Source organism: Galbibacter kalidii (assembly GCF_026241135.1).
In the GTDB taxonomy this organism is placed as follows: Bacteria; Bacteroidota; Bacteroidia; order Flavobacteriales; family Flavobacteriaceae; genus Galbibacter.
The window spans coordinates 1-712 of the sequence record NZ_JAPFGA010000080.1; the positions used below are offsets into that span (position 1 = coordinate 1).

At 55.1% G+C, this 712-nt stretch carries 1 pseudogene; it reads left to right on the plus strand.

What is annotated here, in order from left to right:
* A pseudogene (locus OOZ15_RS19955) lies at nt 1-712 on the plus strand (DUF6443 domain-containing protein); the annotation flags it as partial.

A 712-nucleotide genomic window follows, 5' to 3' on the forward strand; every position in this document is an offset into this window, starting at 1 on the left:
ACGAAAGGCCTGGCCACGGGGAGCAAGACCAGGGTGCTGACCACCGACCAGTGGATCACGACCCTCACGGCCTATGACAAAAAGGGCAGGGCGGTCTACACGGCCACCAAGAACCCCTACCTGGGGACGACGGACATCACCGAGAGCAAACTGGACTTTGCAGGGAAGGTACTGGAGACCAAAACGACCCATACCAAGGGCAGCAGCCCGGCCATCGTGACGGTGGACAGGTTCGGTTACGACCACAGGGGCAGGCTGCTCAAGCAGGAACAGACACTCGGTGGCAGCACCGAGCTGATCGCCGGGAACACCTACGACGACCTGGGACAGCTCAAGGTGAAGAAAGTGGGGAACACCGAAAGCAACCCCCTACAGACGGTGGACTACACATACAACGTCCGTGGCTGGCTGAAACAGATCAACGATATAAACAACTTGGGCAGCGACCTGTTCACTTTTAAGCTCAATTACAACACCAAGGAAATAGGTTCGGGCAATGCCCTGCTCTTCAACGGGAATATCAGTGAGACGATATGGAAGACCGCCAACGATGCAGCGGATGGAAACAAGACCCGGGGCTATGCCTATCAATATGATGCCCTGAACCGAATCACCTATGCCGACTATGGTATAAAGACCACAGGAGGGTATAACCGGTCATCGGGATATGATATATCGGTAGGGGCCTATGACAAGAACGGGAACATTACCG